General features: G+C 51.2%; 10 protein-coding genes. 4 read left to right on the forward strand and 6 right to left on the reverse strand.

Features of this window, described 5'->3' with window-relative positions:
• The first annotated feature begins 15 nt into the window (after positions 1 to 15).
• The 4 genes from lon (at position 16) to ACA059_RS09505 (ending at position 5,994) form a co-directional block, all read left to right on the forward strand.
• Positions 16 to 2,412, forward strand: coding sequence for an endopeptidase La (gene lon / locus ACA059_RS09490; protein ID WP_027926069.1), 2,397 nt, complete (start codon positions 16 to 18; stop codon positions 2,410 to 2,412).
• 147 nt (positions 2,413 to 2,559) lie between these two features.
• Positions 2,560 to 2,832 carry an HU family DNA-binding protein gene (locus ACA059_RS09495; protein ID WP_002552737.1) on the forward strand — a complete coding sequence of 91 codons (273 nt, stop codon included), beginning with the start codon at positions 2,560 to 2,562 and terminating at the stop codon, positions 2,830 to 2,832.
• 233 nt (positions 2,833 to 3,065) lie between these two features.
• Entirely contained in the window at positions 3,066 to 4,937 is a 1,872-nt protein-coding gene (locus ACA059_RS09500; RefSeq protein ID WP_497633563.1) for a SurA N-terminal domain-containing protein, read from the forward strand.
• 229 nt (positions 4,938 to 5,166) lie between these two features.
• Complete coding sequence (locus tag ACA059_RS09505) at positions 5,167 to 5,994, forward strand: DUF2242 domain-containing protein (protein WP_497633564.1); 828 nt, start codon at positions 5,167 to 5,169, stop codon at positions 5,992 to 5,994.
• 348 nt (positions 5,995 to 6,342) lie between these two features.
• Here ACA059_RS09505 and ACA059_RS09510 read toward each other — a convergent pair whose 3' ends face one another.
• The 6 genes from ACA059_RS09510 to ACA059_RS09535 form a co-directional block, all read right to left on the reverse strand.
• Positions 6,343 to 7,383, reverse strand: a complete 1,041-nt coding sequence (locus tag ACA059_RS09510; RefSeq protein ID WP_497633565.1) for an AraC family transcriptional regulator — start codon at positions 7,381 to 7,383, stop codon at positions 6,343 to 6,345.
• A gap of 3 nt (positions 7,384 to 7,386) precedes the next feature.
• Entirely contained in the window at positions 7,387 to 8,517 is a 1,131-nt protein-coding gene (locus ACA059_RS09515) for a carbon-nitrogen hydrolase family protein (protein ID WP_497633566.1), read from the reverse strand.
• Positions 8,518 to 8,877: 360 nt separating this feature from the next.
• Positions 8,878 to 10,365 (reverse strand): hypothetical protein, encoded by a 1,488-nt coding sequence (locus ACA059_RS09520; RefSeq protein ID WP_497633568.1) that lies wholly within the window; start codon positions 10,363 to 10,365, stop codon positions 8,878 to 8,880.
• A 506-nt stretch (positions 10,366 to 10,871) separates the two neighbouring features.
• Positions 10,872 to 11,801, reverse strand: coding sequence for a TniB family NTP-binding protein (locus ACA059_RS09525; protein WP_497633570.1), 930 nt, complete (start codon positions 11,799 to 11,801; stop codon positions 10,872 to 10,874).
• A complete protein-coding gene (locus tag ACA059_RS09530) occupies positions 11,791 to 13,626 on the reverse strand; it encodes a TnsB C-terminal domain-containing protein (RefSeq protein WP_497633571.1) in 1,836 nt (611 codons plus the stop codon). The genes ACA059_RS09525 and ACA059_RS09530 overlap by 11 nt, the downstream gene beginning before the upstream one ends.
• On the reverse strand, positions 13,568 to 14,254 hold the full coding sequence (locus tag ACA059_RS09535) for a hypothetical protein (RefSeq protein ID WP_497633573.1): 687 nt from the start codon (positions 14,252 to 14,254) through the stop codon (positions 13,568 to 13,570). The genes ACA059_RS09530 and ACA059_RS09535 overlap by 59 nt, the downstream gene beginning before the upstream one ends.
• Positions 14,255 to 15,968 lie beyond the last annotated feature (1,714 nt).

Raw genomic sequence — 15,968 nt, forward strand, 5'->3', positions numbered from 1 at the left:
CGTAGAGGCGAAATCATGAAGACAACCATCGAATTGCCTCTCCTGCCATTGCGTGATGTTGTGGTTTATCCGCACATGGTTATCCCGCTGTTCGTGGGGCGCGAGAAATCCATCGAAGCCCTCGAGGCAGCGATGACGGGCGACAAGCAGATCCTTCTGCTGGCTCAGAGAAACCCTGCTGACGACGATCCCGGTGAAGATGCACTTTATCGCGTAGGTACCATTGCTACCGTTCTACAGCTGCTCAAGCTGCCGGACGGCACGGTCAAGGTTTTGGTTGAAGGTGAGCAGCGGGGCGCCGTTGAGCGTTTCAGCGAAGTGGACGGCCACTGCCGTGCCGAAGTCTCATTGATCGACGAAGTCGACGCGCCAGAGCGCGAGTCGGAAGTGTTCGTACGCAGCCTGCTGGCTCAGTTCGAACAATATGTGCAGTTGGGCAAGAAAGTCCCGGCTGAAGTCCTGTCGTCGCTCAACAGCATCGACGAACCAGGCCGCCTGGTCGACACCATGGCCGCACACATGGCCCTGAAGATCGAGCAGAAGCAGGAAATCCTCGAAATCATCGATTTGTCGGCCCGGGTCGAGCACGTTCTGGCGTTGCTGGATGCCGAGATCGACCTGCTGCAAGTCGAAAAACGCATTCGTGGTCGCGTCAAAAAACAAATGGAGCGCAGCCAGCGCGAGTACTACCTGAATGAGCAGATGAAGGCCATTCAGAAAGAGCTCGGCGACAGCGACGAAGGCCACAACGAAATCGAAGAGCTGAAAAAGCGCATCGATGCCGCTGGTCTGCCGAAAGATGCCTTGGCCAAAGCCCAGGGCGAACTGAACAAGTTAAAGCAAATGTCGCCAATGTCTGCGGAAGCGACCGTGGTGCGCTCGTATATTGACTGGCTGGTTCAGGTGCCGTGGAAGGCACAGAGCAAAGTGCGACTGGATCTGGCGCGCGCTGAAGACATTCTCGATGCAGACCACTATGGTCTGGAAGAAGTCAAAGAGCGGATCCTCGAATACCTCGCCGTGCAAAAACGCGTGAAGAAAATTCGTGGTCCGGTGTTGTGCCTGGTCGGTCCTCCAGGGGTGGGTAAAACCTCTCTGGCGGAGTCGATTGCTCACGCCACCAACCGCAAATTCGTGCGCATGGCCCTCGGTGGCGTGCGTGATGAAGCGGAAATTCGTGGTCATCGCCGTACTTATATCGGTTCGATGCCAGGAAGATTGATTCAAAAGATGACAAAAGTGGGCGTCCGCAACCCGCTGTTCCTGCTCGATGAAATCGACAAAATGGGCAGCGACATGCGTGGCGATCCGGCGTCGGCGTTGCTGGAAGTGCTCGACCCTGAGCAGAACCACAACTTCAACGATCACTATCTGGAAGTCGACTACGACCTGTCCGATGTGATGTTCCTTTGCACCTCGAACTCCATGAACATTCCACCAGCCTTGCTGGACCGGATGGAAGTGATTCGTCTGCCGGGTTACACCGAAGACGAAAAGATCAACATCGCCGTCAAATACCTTTCGCCAAAGCAGATTACTGCCAACGGTTTGAAAAAAGGCGAGCTGGAATTCGACGCCGAAGCGATCCGCGACATCATCCGCTACTACACCCGCGAAGCCGGTGTACGTGGGCTGGAGCGCCAGATTGCCAAGGTTTGCCGCAAGGCGGTCAAAGAGCATGCAATGGAAAAACGCTTCTCGGTAAAGGTAACTGCCGAGATGCTGGAACACTTCCTGGGCGTGCGCAAATTCCGCTACGGTCTGGCGGAATCTCAGGATCAGATCGGTCAGGTCACCGGGCTGGCGTGGACTCAGGTGGGTGGCGAATTGCTGACTATCGAAGCCGCAGTCGTACCGGGTAAAGGCCAGTTGATCAAAACAGGTTCCTTGGGTGACGTCATGGTCGAATCGATCACTGCGGCCCTGACCGTTGTTCGCAGTCGCGCGAAGAGCTTGGGGATTCCCCTGGACTTCCACGAGAAGCGCGACACGCATATCCACATGCCGGAAGGGGCGACCCCGAAGGACGGCCCTAGCGCCGGTGTGGGCATGTGCACGGCTCTGGTATCGGCATTAACCGGGATCCCTGTGCGCGCGGACGTCGCCATGACTGGCGAAATTACGCTGCGTGGTCAGGTGCTGGCGATTGGTGGTTTGAAAGAAAAACTGCTCGCTGCTCACCGTGGCGGAATCAAGACGGTGATCATTCCTGAAGAGAACGTACGCGATCTGAAGGAAATTCCTGACAATATCAAGCAAGATCTGCAGATTAAACCGGTTAAATGGATTGACGAGGTCCTGCAAATTGCGCTGCAATACGCGCCGGAGCCCTTGCCAGATGTAGCTCCAGAGATAGTTGCAAAGGATGAAAAACGCGAGTCTGACTCTAAGGAAAGAATTAGCACGCATTAGTACGCATTTGCCTGGGTGGCTTGTTGACAGCTTTTTAGAGCCCTTGTTATAAAGCGGCTCTTAAGTGTCTGTAGGCCATTCAGCACTCGTTTTTGCTTTCACCAAAAAACTTAGAATCATACTCAAATAGATATAAGGGGACTTAGAGTGAACAAGTCGGAACTGATTGATGCTATCGCTGCATCCGCTGATATCCCGAAAGCTGCTGCTGGCCGTGCGCTGGACGCTGTAATCGAATCCGTCACTGGCGCTCTCAAGGCTGGCGACTCTGTTGTTCTGGTTGGTTTCGGTACTTTCTCCGTAACTGATCGTCCAGCTCGCATTGGTCGTAACCCACAGACCGGTAAGACGCTGGAAATCGCAGCTGCTAAAAAACCAGGTTTCAAAGCCGGTAAAGCACTGAAAGAAGCTGTCAACTAAATTCGATTCAGGTTTTTGCCTATCCGGGTCGGGGTCATGCCTGACCTGGCAGCGGAGCGATAGTCCAGTCGGCGAGTCGCCGATCCGAGACGCCGAGGCTCGCAAGTTCGAGTCATCGGTCCGCTCCGCCAGTTACGAGAAGGCGCATCCTCGGATGCGCCTTTCTTCTATCCGGATTCTACCCACGCTCCACGGTTGCCTAATTTTGAAGTTCAACCGTTTCTGGGGGACGCATGCTGCAGAATATCAGGGACAATTCACAAGGCTGGATTGCCAAGACCATTATCGGGGTCATCGTTGCACTGATGGCTTTGACCGGTTTCGACGCCATTTTTCAGGCCACTACCCATCGTAATGATGCGGCCAAGGTCAATGGTGAAGAAATCAGCCAGAACGAGCTGAGCCAGGCGGTCGATATGCAACGCCGTCAGCTCATGCAACAGCTGGGCAAGGATTTCGATGCTTCCTTGCTCGACGAAAAAATGCTGCGCGAATCGGCCCTCAAAGGCCTGATCGATCGCAAGCTGCTGCTGCAAGGCGCAGAAAACTCGAAGTTCGCTTTTTCCGAAGCTGCTTTGGACCAGGTGATCCTGCAAACGCCTGAGTTCCAGGTTGATGGCAAGTTCAGCTCTGAGCGTTTCGACCAGGTTATTCGCCAACTCGGCTACAGCCGCATGCAATTCCGCCAGATGCTGGCTCAGGAAATGCTGATCGGTCAGCTGCGCGCTGGTCTGGCAGGTAGCGGCTTCGTCACCGACGCACAGGTTCTGGCATTCGCCCGTCTGGAAAAACAGACCCGCGATTTCGCTTCCCTGAACGTCAAGGCTGACCCGGCGGCTGTGAAGCTGACCGACGATGAAGTCAAAGCCTACTACGACGAACACGCCAAGGAATTCATGACGCCGGATCAGGTGGTCATTGATTACCTCGAGTTGAAGAAGGCTTCCTTCTTTGATCAGGTCAGCGTCAAAGACGAAGACCTGCAAGCGGCGTATCAGAAAGAAACCGCGAACCTGTCGGAACAACGCCGGGCCGCGCACATTCTGATCGAAGTGAACGACAAGACGACCGAAGCGCAAGCCAAGGCCAAGATCGAAGAGATCCAGGCACGTCTGGCAAAAGGCGAGAAGTTCGAAGCTCTGGCCAAGGAATTCTCCCAGGACCCGGGTTCGGCCAACAACGGCGGCGACCTCGGCTACGCAGGTCCTGGTGTCTACGATCCAGCCTTCGAAACAGCGCTGTATGCGTTGGGCAAGGATCAGGTCTCGGCGCCGGTCCGCACCGACTTCGGTTTCCACCTGATCAAACTGTTGGGTGTCGAAGCTCCTGAGGTGCCGACGCTCGCCAGCCTGAAAGACAAGCTGACCCGTGAGCTGAAAACCCAGCAGGTCGAGCAGCGTTTCGTCGAGGCAACCAAGCAACTGGAAGACTCGTCGTTCGAAGCCTCCGATCTGGCTCAGCCGGCGCAGGACCTGAAGCTCACTGTTCATACGTCCAAGCCGTTCGGCCGTGAAGGTGGCGAAGGTGTTGCGGCCAACCGTGCCGTGATCACGGCTGCGTTCAGCCCTGAAGTGCTGGATGAGGGTGCCAACAGCACCGCCATCGAGCTCGATCCGGAAACCGTGATCGTGCTGCGCGCCAAGGAGCACCTGAAGCCTGCGCAACTGCCGCTGGAAAGCGTAGCTGCAAGTATTCGTGTGCAATTGGCCAAGGAGCACGCCAGTGCTGCCGCCAAGACCAAGGCTGAAGAACTGATTGTCAGCCTGCGCGATGGCAAGACTGCGCTGGACAAGGCGATCGACGGCCAGAGCTGGAAAGTGACCCAGGCGGCCACTCGTGGCCAGGAAGGGGTTGACCCAACCGTGCTGCAGGCGCTATTCCGCATGCCCAAGCCTGCCGCCAAGGACAAGCCGACCTTCAGCAGCGTGACCCTGGCCGATGGTAGCCTGGTGATTGTGCGTCTGAACGGCGTGAACGAAGCTGCTGCGCCGACCGAAGAAGAGAAGGCTCAATACCGTCGCTTCCTCGCTTCGCGCATTGGCCAGCAAGACTTTGCGGCCTACCGCAAACTGCTGGAAAGCCAGGCTGAGATCAAACGCTTCTGATGCCTGACTGAGTTTTGCGCGACACAAAGACCCCGGCCGAAAGGCTGGGGTTTTTTATGGGTGAAACGAAAGCAGCGCGGGTTACCCGTCGCCTGAGCATTTACCGTGCGACTTTTTCCTGTAAATGACAGTCAGTAGACTTGTAACTGTTTTAAGACACTAATCGATACTCCGCTAAGCATCGATCTGTTGCACAATACGCCCCGGACCGTTTTCCTCAGGATGTTCAATGTTTAAATCATTTCCCATGCGTGTTGCAGGGCTGGCGTTGGTGCTGGCCGCCGCGGCCGGCTGCTCGTCGAAGAAAGCCCCTATCTATGAGCATGAGAACTTCGATGACTCCGGAACGTTTTCGCGCAGCTACCCGGTGACGGATGCGCAGACGTGCGAAGCCGCCCGTCGGGCGTTGCTCAGCCAGGGCTACATCATCACCAGCTCCGACCCGAAACTGGTCAGCGGACACAAAAGCTTCCAGCAGACCGGCGAAACCCACATGGAGATCAGCTTTAGTGTGGTCTGTGCCGATGACGGCAGTGAGGGGCTCCACGCGACCATGTTCGCCAACGCCCTGCAGGACCGTTATGCGCTGAAGAAGACCAACAACTCCGCCAGCGTTGGTGTAGGCGTGCTGGGTTCTGTGTCGATGCCAATCGGCTCGTCCGACGACTCTATGGTCAAGGTCGCCAGCGAAACCGTATCGTCGCCCAAGTTCTACGAGCGGTTCTTCACCCTGGTCGAGTTGTTCCTGCCGCCGGAAGCGAAAAAGGCCGCGCACATCAAGGATAAGCCGAAACCCGATCTCGGCGTGCCTGAAGCCAAGGCCGCACCGGCTCCGTTGGCGCCGACCCCGGCACCTGCTGCAGAACCTGCGCCGGCACCTGCCGAAGCTGCTCCAGCAGCCTCTGAGCCGGTTGCACCGCCGCCTGAAGCCGCTCCGATTGCTCCGACCGAGAACAGCGAGCCGGCATCGACCACGGAAACGGTCACTCCGCCGCCCCAATCAAGCCTGCCTCCACCCACCGAGCCTATTTCGGCCATTCCTGTATCTGGCCAGTAATCGTGCTCTGACGCTGCGGGATCGGGTCAGACGACAGATCCCGCAGCGGCTTTTAAATTGATCCGCGTCAACCCAGGCCGTTGTCCTACGGCCTGTATCGAAAAAATCCTGTGATAAATTCCTGACGGCCTGCTACGTTTTATTAAGTAGCTGCTGAGCGGCGTGCCTGCGTCATTTTTCTTTCACGTGGGCACTTTATGCTCGGGGCGCTGGTCATTTATTCAGGCGTTTTTTTCAACGAGCTGCGGGGGATTCAAAATGGACGATTATCAAGAAGAGCTGCTCGAGTATCAGGCGTTTGAACTGGACCCGCTGGAACCGGCCGAAGACGCTACCGAGCTGTAAGCGTCAAGCGGATTGGCGATGACTGCGGCGAAACTCGCCGGGAGTCTGGCCGCTCCAGCGTTTGAAGGCCCGTTGAAAGGCTTCGGCTGAAGCAAAGCCCAGCAGGTAGGCGATTTCCCCGAACGCCAGTTCGGTATCGCGGATGTAGGTCATGGCCAGATCGCGACGCGTGTCATTGAGGATTGCGCGAAATTGCGTGCCTTCCTCGGCGAGTTTGCGGCGCAAGGTCCAGGTTGGCAGCTTCAGGCGTGCCGCCACTTCTTCCAGGTCGGGTTCCCGGCCACCATTGAGCAATGGCCCCAGTAACTGAGTGATGCGTTCACGCAGGCTGCGGGTGCGTGTCAGTTGCTCCAGTTCCCGCTCACACAGTTGCAGCAAGTGTCGCCAGGTGCTCGGGCAGTGTTCCGGGTTGCGCTGGGCGAGGCTGGCAAGGCTCAAGCGCAGTTGATTGTGCTCGCAGCCAAACTGGATCGGGCAGTCGCCCAGCACTTCATAAGCCGTGCGGTAATCCGGCTCATCGAACTCGATATCAATGCGTTCGGCCCGCAACGGGGCAGGGCTTATGCTGGACAATTGCTGCAACCAGCCCGCGATGATCGAATCCACCACGAAGCGGTTGTAGGCGTTGTAAGGGCTGATGGAATAAAACCGCAGCCAGGCGCCTTGGGCGTCTTCGTGAAAACTTGATTGACCGCGATAGTTGGAGCCATACAAGGCTTCGAAGCGAATCAGGCACCGTGCGGCCTCTCGCACCGTTGGCGCCTGAGCGGCCGTGACCCCGGCCAGGCCGACCTGGCTCAAGCGACTGAGCTGACCCATGCGCAGGCCAAGTGCCGGGTTGTCGGTCAGTTGAATGGCGCTGTGGCCCAGGCGCATGTAGCGCGGGATCGAGAGCCGGGCGCTCGCTTCGCTCAGGCGAGCCGCGTCGAGACCGTACTGTTCGAGCAGCGGCTGAGGGTCTACACCGTGGCTGCGTACGGCGTCGGCCAGGCTATGAACAAAGCCGACCGACAGATCGCCGAGGCGCATCGGCAACGGTTTCATCGGTTACAACCAGAGGTTCAGCAAACGAGCGCCACGGGCATTGCCGTCGGCGAACTGCTGCCCGTTGCTGCTGAGAAAGCTTTGACCGGCGCTGCCCTGATCCCAGAACTGACCGCGCAGGAACACGCTCATGCCGGCAATTGCCTGGCTGCTGGGCGGTTGAGCGGTGAGTGTCAGACGATGCCAGGCCTGGCCTTCGCTGAGCTCCCCGGCCTTGAGGCTGACGGAACCAGGCGTCGACAGCCCCTTGTAACCGCGCCACGGTTTGTCCCAGGTGCCGCGCCCGATCACAAACGCCGGGACCGCGACGAACTGCGCCCCCTGGTCGTCGAGCTTGCGGTAATTGTCCGGGTACCAGCTGTCGCTGCCGATCAGCACGCCCAGGCGTCCGGCCGGGGTGTCGACGACGTTCAGCGTATGCTCGCCATTGGCGGCGATGACTTCATGTTCATCGAAAATCGGGTGCATCTGGCGCTGGGGTTGGCCGATCGGCAAGCCATCGCGACCGAACACCACGCTGCTGTTGTACAACGCGCCGCGGCCGATTTTCAGGGTGCCGTCGATAATACTGGGCTCGGGTAGCACGATGGAGCCCGCGACCAACGTCACGTGGAACTCTTTCGCCAGGCCACCAAACAGCGCCTGGTAGTCCTTGGCCATGCCTTTGGCCTTCATGCGCAGGTGCGCATCGTCCAGACGTTTGTCGCCCTTGGCGCTGATCAGCGCGCGGACGAACTTCAGGGGGTTGCTGACCGCCAGCCAGTTCATGGCCTCCTTGAGCGTGGTCGCCTGGTACAGCTCATCTTTCTCGCCGCTGACCATCAACCAGGTGCCGACATGTTCGGGCAGGACGACGATGGTTTTTTCATTTAGCAGACCCTGGTCCTGGGCCTTCTGCAAATAAGCCGCCAGCTTGCGGTGCAGGCGCTCGGGGCTTTGATAGTCGGTGGGAAACAGCTCAGGCTGGATGCCCAGCAAGTTGCCGCGATCGGCAGGTGTGCCTTGGTCGACCGCGAGGTTGATACGCAGGTCCGACAGGTAATGACCCACCGGGCGGTCCGCGGCCCACATGGCGTAGGTCGTAAGGGCGGCAATCAATGCCATGGAGAAGGTCAGGTACAGAAGTTTGCGCATGGGGAAACAGTCAACGGCCGTGTGCAGGCATAAGTTTTCATTATGATTAAAATCGATGGCTACAGCAAATCAATGGGTTGGCGGCGAAGTTTCCATCTCTCTTAAAATTAAATTTGCACCTAATGTGAGATTGGTAAGGTTCGTGAGCTCTGGCAGTGAAGACGATACACCTATATGGAGCAAAAAAAATTTACAAGCACGTAGCGACGTACGACTGGTTTGAGTTTGAAATTTTTATTAAACGATATTTCGATCGTTTTTAGTGACTTCTTGCAGATCAGCAGCAGTGCTCAAAGGAGCTAAAGAGCTAAGGTGCAGAGCGGAAGGAGAGGGAAAATTGCAACGGGTGTTATAGGTATTCTAGTTATGATGTTTAATCACAACTCTCAAAGGGCGCTTGGAGTAAAAATTCGCAATCGCTTGTTTTGCTTGAGTTCGACTCACAACAATTTGTCCTTTTATATAATCAGGGTCGGACTCGGTGAGTGCATGGACTTTATTGGTGGCAATCAAACTGGAAATTGCTTTAACAGTGCATCCTGTTTCTGCGCAAAGAAAATTAAGTGTGGTATATTTTTTATAGTGAGCTTTTATTTTATTTAAAGTTTCATTTGAGACAAAATGATTACACCTAAATTCAGTAAATTTTGCGAATCCACTTGAAATAAATCTTGTATAAATTAAATGTTGGCTGCACTTTGCTTTTAGTGCTACTTCCTTCAGTGAGTGGTGATTGTTGCGCCAAATAGTCGCTGCTTCTAAACTATCACCGGTGCAATACTCACGCCCGACTGATCCGCGTGAAGGTAGAGCATGAGATAATTTAAGCAGGCCACAGGCAATCATTGGTTTGATATCTTTAACGTTGACGCGTAATAACTTGGCTGTTTCCGCAAAATTTACCAAGTTATTTGGTCCAAGCGGTTGTTTTATAATGTTAGCTGCCACATCGTTCATCGCATTTAATAGCATCTTTGGTAGATGGTCTCGACGGTATACCGGGATGTTCGTTACGTACGGGGGGGAACCTATTCTCATAGGGGCACAATTTGAAAGTAAGTAATCAATTACTTTGGCGTGTAATGTGGTTCTGGAGCGGATTTCAGATTTTAGGATGTATTTCTCATTAAACTGCCTGACTGAGGATAATGGCGTAAAAAATCCTTCAAACTTATGAAGAACTACTGTTTTTAGTAGTCCGGACTTTAGAAGCCTTCGAACTCTAGCTGGAGTAGTGTGTAGTAATTCGGCGGTTTCGTTGGTGTTAAGTAGCTTGAATTCTGGTGATATGGTCGTAGGTTTAGTAATTTTATCCCAGGTAACAGCATCATGATGCATCAAAGATTCGCACATGTCCGGGCAATTGTACAGTGCTGATTGTGCGTATTCGTTAGCGTAAATGCAGCGTTGTTCAGATTTTAACTGTGTAACGTTTTGTTCGGTTGAAAATACGAATTTAAGTTCTTTTTCGTCGAAGAGTAAATCGCTGCAACAGCATCCGGTAGGGTGCCTAATGGGTCTCGCCTGCTGAGAGGAGAAAAGAAACTCCATACCATATTTGCTTAGAGTTGTATCTTGACTGAGGATAAAAGGGGCAAGCAGGGCACGACGATGTAAAGAAGGAAATTGCTCCTGTAATTTAATAATTTCGTTAAAAAATGCAGTTTTTTTTCCGTTGGCAATATTAACGCAGATCTCCATGAGAAATGAGCGATTATTGGTGGTGGACAAAAATCTAAGTGCATTCATACAAGACATAAGCAGGTCAAAAAAAGCCGCATTGTTCTCATGCATGGCACAATCAATGATTTTACTGAAGTGATCGTGCACAACAGTAGTGGGGGTCATGCGTAGATCAAAGCCACACTCGCAGTAGTAATCGGCAAGTTTCAACCAGTTAAGAGGGGTGCTGCATTGGGGGCATGTATGAATATAATTTTCATTGTGCATTGGGCAAACGTCGGACCAACGAAAAGTGTGCATTTTGTTGAGATAACCAGCGCGGATGCAAGACGGGCATAGTGCCAATTTAACCCGTAGCATAGACGCAGGGTAAAGTACACCGTCGATGCTAATAAAATACCGAGACCCCTCCCGCCTTAATACATGAAACGCACGATTAATTAGCTCTTTATCTTCCAGTGTTAACCTTTCGTGACGCGTAAAAAGGTTGTGAGTTGGGGAGCCTTGCCATAGACGAGAAACATCGCCATGTAGCTTCAATTTGAAGGCCCGATTAAAGACATCAAGATTGTTGAAGCCATTGCATGCTGCCGTGCGGAGTAACATGCTGATCGCGCTTTCATCTTGCTCAGGTATGGGCGTGTGACATAGGCGAAACATGGAGGCACCGATTAATATAAGGCTTTCCTAAGTTGAGCGAGAGACATTTCATAAGGGTTTTTTTTTGTAACTCGCGTTGTAAAGTTGATACGGTCTGCGGTGATTGAAAAGTCAGATGACAATAAATTTTGGTCATCACGTTCTAAGGCATCAGTTAATGCTTCATACAGCAGAGTGCGTATTGAACGCATGTTCCCGCCCGTGAGAGCGTATAGTGCTAACACCATTTTTTCATCGGTTAATGCAGGCATTTTTTTGAACTCCATCGTCCTGGCGATTTCGATAGAAAATGCTCGGATGAGCCTAACAAGATCGTTGTACTCCTCGGGAGAGCCAAGTGTGAATGGATTTAGACGTGCAATATGTGGGAAACGACCAGATAATGCGGAGTGGTATTTAATGATTTCCTCACATACTGGTGTGCCGACTAAAATAACTTCTCCCCTAAATAAATCAGTTAATACTTTTATCCAATCACAAACGCTTTCTTGTGTCCGTATAGCACCTCGTCGTAAAAGGTGTTGGAGTTCATCCAAAAATATGAGCTCCGTTTGGCAACTGGTTAATAATGCCCTCAGCCGATTTTCTAGGGCCCACATAGGTTGGTAAGTGCTGTCTGTTTGGAAGCACTGAAGTAAGGCGACGACTACTCCTTTGATTGTGACGTTGTTAGGAATGATGCAATAGATTGAAGGATAAAGTTCTTGGAGTCCCCCCTTAACTTTCAGTGTCGAAGCTTGATCCAGTTTAGCGATTACATGGTCGCATACACGGGTTTTACCTGTGCCTGGTTCGCCAAGTAACAATGCGCAGCTAGGTTCACCCCTAAGTTTGGTAGCTTGTATTGAGCGGTTGATTGTATTCAATGCCTCTCGAAATTGCGGGTGTGCAATTGTGAATGACTTAAACCGCAATAGTTTTGATTGCGCTTCACTGTTCATTGGAACCACCCTTTAAAAAAAATGTGGGGTAGTCTGTAGAGTCAAATATAGTTAGTGAATGTTGTGATGGTAGCGATGGTGTAGTCCGTTTTTTTTGTGCGGTTTTTTCTTTGTGCGATTTACTTTTGTAAGATTCTATCAACTGGTTAAGTTCATACATTTTCTGGGAGGCTTTACTGCCATCAAAATCTCGTTTTTCATCTTTGAATGCCTGCAAGACTCGTTCATGATCGGAGAGGGTTAAACCATTCTGATAGCCACTGCGAGTCGCGTATGCCGGGTGCCAATCTTTAGGAGTATCGGGATGGGCCACCCATACTGTGCCAAGGTCGCAAGGATTAAAATAAACAAAGGCTTTTTGTTGAGCCGACAGCCGTTCGGCAACTTCGGGTAAGCCAGGCCCTGTCCAAAACAAGTGTTTTGATTGCACCCTGCCTCGAGAGATTCTCAACCGCCACGTGCTTAAGCAAAGTTGTTGAAGATCGTCTGCGGAATAGCGCTCAGCGGGTGGAGACAGCTTTTCCAATTCTTCGCGTTTTTTTGCGGGGCTGGTACCTAGACCCTCATGATAGGTGTTGTGATATACCTCCAGCCACGCGTCAAAGGCGCTGCGCAGCTCGTCAAGTGTCATGCAGGCGCGATCTTCGGAGGGATAGTCACCTAGCGTGAGGTGGTTACTTTTAGTGGTGCCTGGCAGGTTGTTGCAAAAACTAGTATTAACTGTGCCAAAAAAGCGTTCGATGAACGCTTTGGCATCGGGATCCCCTACGGGGACATAATCGATAACAATACCTAGCGTATTGAACGTATTTTGGACCCAGTTGTTAAAAACTTCCGGGCCGTGATCGGTAGTGACACTTGCATATTTACCGTCCCTAATAATTGCGCGGATCGCCGCCCGAATGGTTTTTTCTGCGCAGGGCGCACCTATGTCTATATCATAGCCTGGGCACTCTCGACATGCAGGGTTGAATAACGCTGAAAAGATAGGACGACCGATACAGTTGCCTTGCTGATCGATTACATTAACATTCATGGTCAAGGTGTCATATTGAACGTTGGCGTTAAGATCATTATCGACATATAAATGCCCGCCAAACTTATGGAGCCGCTGCGCAGCTTTCAAGCCCTGTCGTTTACGGGTCACTAGAAAGCGGTCCATCGCTAATATTCTACGTCTAAAAGTTGCGTACGACGGAATTTCAAGAGCTAAACTTTCAAAGTTGGTTCGGCGGTTATTTTCAACTGTTATATGTGACTCTAACAATTTATATGAGTGCATTACGGTAGGGCATTCTCGTTGCAGGTAAGAGGTTTTGATGTAGTGGGTAATGAGTTCTTCCACAAGGTGGGCAGTTCGTTTTACCCGTTTTGAGCCATAGCGTTTGAGTAATGAAAAGGGGTTTCGATTACTCATGCGGTAATTGTGAGTCCACCTCCACACTGATGAGACGCTGGGAGCGTGCAGGTCGCCAATTTTATCAGCTATGCGTCCTATCAATGCCTTGGTGGCATCTTTCGGTAATCGACCTTTCAATACTTTGTTACACGCCTCAATGTATTTAAGGCGATATCTGAAATGCTCCTGTTGTTTGGCGGGTAACGAAACTAATTGTGAGGCCTCGCTCAAATCAGCGGGCGCTCGTTGGTGTTGGACTAAAACTCCTTTCTGTTCCATTGAGGCAAATGAGTCAAAGTCAAGATAGCGGTGATAGTGATGAACTAGCGAGCACAGAGAGATCGTATCGTCTACAATCGAAATAACCTCATACACTTGGCTGTCGAGTGTATACTGTGCACCAATTTTCGGAGTGGTTGTGTCCATCTTTTCGACCCTCAAGTAGGGTGTTCAATGTTATCCGTTTGTTTAAGTTGAAAGTCAAACTTTGGTCGAACATTGCTTTGTAAATGGAGCGTGTGCTAGGTCTGTTACACACTGCAAACAGATCTCCCAGCCTAATCGGATAAGTGATCGCTTTCAGTTGTCTAGCGCAGTCGCCGAGTTCATCTTTGCCTACGTTAAAAGAGTGAAGATACAAGAACTTTAAGTTTCTCAGTATTTCGCCTTTACGAATGGTGCTTTCGTCGGCAAATCTTAATGAATGACCCATGCTACTGAAGTAGTGACTGGCGGCACACAGTTTGGTCTTGACCCGGCTAGAGAGCTTTTCGAAGTTTGCTTTGACTTCGGTGTAATATAGTAATTCGGAAGTTTCTACTAGAAAGTCAGGTGTGTAGTCCTGAATTTCCTCCTTGACGCATATTTTAAACACGCCGGGACAAGCATTATAGCATTCCACTATGGGGTCAAACTCAAGGAGAATGCAATAATCGGCTTCCAGCATGCTATCGCAAACGATTTGTCTCTGGTTCTTCTGAGAGGGGAAATAAACAGAATGTTTACCAAAGTAAGACTTCTTTGGTAGTTCGTTGAGGGTTTGGAAAGTATGCATCAAACACCTCCTTGTTTCTCCTAGTTGTGGCTAAGTGGTGGGCCTGTTTCTGAAAGTCAACTGGCATGAAATATCTAAATGTTCTTCGCTAGTGTTCTAGATCAAAAAAATTCAATAAATTCTACTTATTGCAACCTGTCGCTATTTTGGAAAGAGCGGTAATCGATTGCGATCTTATTAAAATCTCTCATTTATCAAAAATTTTCACTCGCTGATATCCAAGCGGAGAGTGTGGGTGCTCGGTGGCTTGCATGGTGGCGAGGTCGCACTGTTTTCTTCAGCGACGCTCCATTTTGAGTGTTGAGCGCTAGGGTAAAGGTAAACCTTATTGTTCCATTTTTCTATAAGTAAGCGATGAAGGGTGTTGCTCTGTTAAATATGTTGTAAATAGAAGCTGTTACGTAAACTGATGTTTACCTTAGTTGGTAAATAATTTACCTTAGTTGGTAAATCGGTTCTACCATCTCGAGGCCTAACGTGCATCGATCCGAGCTCCGATTTCGAGCGTTTCACCAGGGTGTTGACACTCTCCAAGGAGATAGTGGCACATGTTTGACTGGCGTTGCTGGACCTGCTGATGAGCGGCTTCGTATGGGCTCATGCTTCAAAGGCGCCCGATGTTGTTCCGCTGGGGGGGCAACACCTGGTAATCATTGACGTGTTTTGCTCGGATCAATCAAGGGTTCGGATGCAACCTATGCCTCCGGTACCCCCGTTAGTGAGAGATGCTTCCTGCAGCTGGTTGTTGCAGATGTCTGCTTCGCCGATTCCCATGTTTTAAGTGCCAGAGCTTAGTGTGTTTACGACATATCGAATTTCGCTCACTGTCTCGCTATTTTTTGTTGGCTGATACAAGGTCGCTACTCAGTAGGTATGTGTGTTTTGGTTATCGCTTAATTTTATTTTGTAATGTACCGGGCTTTTGTGGTTGTCGTGCATACTCCTGAATCATTTCGCTCTAAAGTTGTTAGCGGAATATGCATGAAGGCTCAGCTAAGAGGAGAATGTATGGATTATGTTTGTTATGACTGTGCGCGTTGTAAACTGCTTGTAAATCGTCGTGCGCTGCGCTCTATGGCTCAATAGTTAATGGGGGGGTGGGTCTTTAGTTATTACTTTCTCTTAGGTATTTGATAAGACAGCTGCCTGGTTTCTTTCTGTTTTGTAACGCCGCTATTCATTCCATTACTGCTTTGTTGTTTGGGCGAGAAAATCTTTGATGTTGCTACGCATTGATCTGCCGTGCCCATCGATTGTATCTGCTGAGCTGTTCGTTTCCTTGGGATTAAAAACTTTAAGTCCGTATTTAGTCATCAGTGAACTCACGCCACTTTGTTCCATATTGGTCGAGAGTAGCGATGGTTAGCAACGCGCGAAGTTCGACATGTTTATGTGCCGGCGATATGGCAAGGATTTAACATGTTTAAATTTCTTTGGATCCAATTTCGGTTTGGTCGACGGACATGGCGCCATTCACTTGGTACTTACGTTAGATCTGCAATATGTCCGATTTTCGCATTAGGGCTGGTTGGTGTCATTATGCCATGCAGCCCACTTTTTTGAACTGTATTACGTAGCACGTAATTACACTATACAAAGCTGAAAATTATACACCTGTTTGCTAGAGGTACTGACACGGGATAATGGCATGTTACCCCGTGTGATGATCGTTTATCGGGAAAATAGCCGAAAATTCGGTATCATTTGATGGGTA

The organism is Pseudomonas sp. LBUM1647 (genome assembly GCF_059716175.1).

Bases quoted from the DNA above. Each gene is read 5' to 3' on its own strand.
- ACA059_RS09525 (WP_497633570.1), bottom strand. From the start codon at position 11,801: ATGAACAGTGAAGCGCAATCAAAACTATTGCGGTTTAAGTCATTCACA.
- ACA059_RS09515 (WP_497633566.1), bottom strand. From the start codon at position 8,517: ATGCGCAAACTTCTGTACCTGACCTTCTCCATGGCATTGATTGCCGCC.
- lon (WP_027926069.1), top strand. From the start codon at position 16: ATGAAGACAACCATCGAATTGCCTCTCCTGCCATTGCGTGATGTTGTG.
- ACA059_RS09500 (WP_497633563.1), top strand. From the start codon at position 3,066: ATGCTGCAGAATATCAGGGACAATTCACAAGGCTGGATTGCCAAGACC.
- ACA059_RS09505 (WP_497633564.1), top strand. From the start codon at position 5,167: ATGTTTAAATCATTTCCCATGCGTGTTGCAGGGCTGGCGTTGGTGCTG.
- ACA059_RS09530 (WP_497633571.1), bottom strand. From the start codon at position 13,626: ATGGACACAACCACTCCGAAAATTGGTGCACAGTATACACTCGACAGC.
- ACA059_RS09510 (WP_497633565.1), bottom strand. From the start codon at position 7,383: ATGAAACCGTTGCCGATGCGCCTCGGCGATCTGTCGGTCGGCTTTGTT.
- ACA059_RS09520 (WP_497633568.1), bottom strand. From the start codon at position 10,365: ATGACCCCCACTACTGTTGTGCACGATCACTTCAGTAAAATCATTGAT.
- ACA059_RS09535 (WP_497633573.1), bottom strand. From the start codon at position 14,254: ATGCATACTTTCCAAACCCTCAACGAACTACCAAAGAAGTCTTACTTT.